At 66.2% G+C, this 2,392-nt stretch carries 2 protein-coding genes and 1 pseudogene; 2 read left to right on the forward strand and 1 reads right to left on the reverse strand.

Annotated elements, in window-relative coordinates; all coding sequences use genetic code 11:
* Positions 1 to 368: pseudogene (locus VMR03_RS13280) on the reverse strand (radical SAM protein); the annotation flags it as partial.
* Between the two features lie 142 nt (positions 369 to 510).
* On the opposite strand from VMR03_RS13280, the gene VMR03_RS13285 reads away from it, so the two are divergent.
* Together VMR03_RS13285 and VMR03_RS13290 are read left to right on the forward strand one after the other, a co-directional pair.
* Positions 511 to 1,491 carry an NADPH:quinone oxidoreductase family protein gene (locus VMR03_RS13285; RefSeq protein ID WP_325405989.1) on the forward strand — a complete coding sequence of 327 codons (981 nt, stop codon included), beginning with the start codon at positions 511 to 513 and terminating at the stop codon, positions 1,489 to 1,491.
* Positions 1,488 to 2,392: aminotransferase class I/II-fold pyridoxal phosphate-dependent enzyme (locus VMR03_RS13290; RefSeq protein ID WP_325405991.1), on the forward strand; the 905-nt coding region annotated here is incomplete at its 3' end. The genes VMR03_RS13285 and VMR03_RS13290, both read left to right, overlap by 4 nt.

The following is a 2,392-nucleotide window of genomic DNA, read 5'->3' on the forward strand; positions in this document are numbered from 1 at the left end:
CGCCAGGCGGCGCCCATACAATAGCGCGAGGCGCCCGCTTCCTTGGCCTTGCGCGCTTCCTCGAGCACACGCTCGACTTCCATCAGCTTCGTCGCCTTGAGGCCGGTCTCGAATTTCGAACTCTGCGAGCAATAGCCGCAATCTTCGGGGCAGCCGCCGGTCTTGATCGAGAGCAGCGTCGATTTCTGCACCTGGTTCGGGTTGAACCAGCGGCGATGGACGATCTGCGCCTCGAAGACGAGATCGTTGAAGGGAAGGTCGTAAAGCGCCTGCACTTCGTCGCGCGTCCAGTCGTGACGCAGCGTATCCGGGCTCGTCCGCGCGGTGACATGGGCGGCGGCGTTCTCAATGCGGGTCTGAAGGGTCATGGGACCGGGTTTTCCCTTGAAGCTGTGGCGCGTTCGGGCGAAGCATAGGCGGCTTTCCCCGCAATGCAAGGCAGGCTAGCCTGACCCGCACGGGGCGCCGGGCGGAGCCTGAAAGCCCAATAGAACCAGAAAGTTACCCGATATGCGAGCCGTTCGTTGCGTCAATTACGGTGAACCCCGCGATCTCAAGGTTGAGGAGCTTCCAGCGCCCGTGCCCGGCCCCGGCGAGGTTCTGCTCGCCGTTGAAGCGGCGGGCCTCGGCTATGTCGACGCGCTCTTCGTGCGCGGCACCTATCAGGTGAAGCTGCCGCTCCCCTTCGTGCCGGGCAGCGAGGTCGCGGGCACCATCGAGGCGCTGGGCGAGGGGCTGCCGGGCGAGCTTCTCGGCACCCGCGTCATGGCCCTGTCGCCGAAGGGGGCGCTCGCCGAAAAGCTGGTGCTGCCATCGGTCGTCTGCTCGTCCATTCCCGACGAGATGAGTTCGGAGGCCGCCGCCGGTTTCCTTGTCTCCTATTGCACGGCGCTTTACGGGCTTGAGACCTGCGGCAAGCTGCAACCTGGCGAAACCGTTCTCGTGCTGGGCGCCGCCGGTGGCGTCGGCATGGCCGCGATCGATGTCGCCAAGGCGATGGGCGCGAAGGTGATCGCCGCCGCCTCGACCGGGGAAAAGCGCGCCGCCGCGAAGGCGCATGGCGCGGACGAGGTCGTCGACTATTCCGATCCCGACTGGCGCAAGGCGCTCGATGCGCTGACCGAAAAGCGCGGCGTCAATCTCGTCTACGATCCGGTCGGCGGCCAATATTCCGAAACGGCCTTCCGCTGCCTCGCGCCCGGCGGCCGCCATCTCGTCGTCGGCTTCGCCAATGGCGAGATTCCGAAACTGCCGTTGAACCTCGCGCTGCTGAAGCGGTCGTCTCTCGTCGGCGTCGATTGGGGCGGCGAAATCCGCGCCAATCCGAAGGCGAACATCCCGCTGATGCACAAGCTCACCGAATGGGTCGTCGAAGGGAAGATCCATCCCGAACCGACGGCGAGCTTCCCACTCGAAAAGGCGGGCGACGTGCTGCAGGACCTCCTTGAACGCCGGAGCATCGGCAAGCCGGTCATCCGGGTGAACGCATGACGTCTTCGCTCGACGCCTTTGCCGCCTCGAAGCTCGCAGGGCTCGAGGCGCGCAATCTTCGCCGCCGCCTCGTCGAGACCGACCGGCGTGAGCAGGCTTACGCGATGCGCGACGGGCGGCAGCTCATTTCCTTTTGCTGCAACGACTATCTCAATCTCTCGCAGCATCCGCGCGTGAAGGCCGCCGCCATTGCCGCCATCGAGACCTATGGCACGGGCTCCGGCGCCTCGCGCCTCGTCACCGGCAATCATCCGCTCTTTGGCGTTCTCGAAGCGCGGCTCGCGAAGCTGAAGCAGGCGGAAGACTGCGTGATCTTCGGTTCGGGCTATCTCGCCAATCTCGGCATCGTGCCGGCGCTGGCGGGGCCGGGCGATCTGATCCTCGCGGACGAACTCTCGCATTCCTGCCTGTTGATGGGCACGAAGCTCTCGGGCGCGGAGGCGCACATCTTCCGCCACAACGATCTCGCGCACCTCGCTGAACTTCTCGCCGCGCATCGAGCGGCCGCGCGCCATTGCCTGATCCTGACCGACGGCGTTTTCAGCATGGACGGCGATCTCGCGCCGGTGCACGACATGGCCGCGCTCGCGAAAGCCCATGGCGCCTGGCTGATGACCGACGACGCGCATGGCATCGGCGTCGTCGGCGACGGCCGCGGGTCGAGCTTCGTCGGCGGCGTGAAGGCCGACGTGCCTTTGCAGATGGGCACCCTGTCGAAAGCCATCGGCTCCTATGGCGGCTATCTCTGCGCCTCGAAAGCGGTCTGCGACTTCATCCGCACCCGCGCCCGCACGCTGATCTATTCGACGGGCCTGCCACCCGCCTCCGTCGCCGCCGCCATCGCGGCCCTTGACCTCATCGAGGAGGATCCAGACTTCGCCGGGAGCGCGGTCAGGAAGGC

It is taken from the genome of Parvibaculum sp. (genome assembly GCF_035511255.1).
Classification (GTDB): Bacteria; Pseudomonadota; Alphaproteobacteria; order Parvibaculales; family Parvibaculaceae; genus Parvibaculum.

Coding starts and splice junctions, on each gene's coding strand:
- VMR03_RS13285 (WP_325405989.1), top strand. CDS start 511: ATGCGAGCCGTTCGTTGCGTCAATTACGGTGAACCCCGCGATCTCAAG.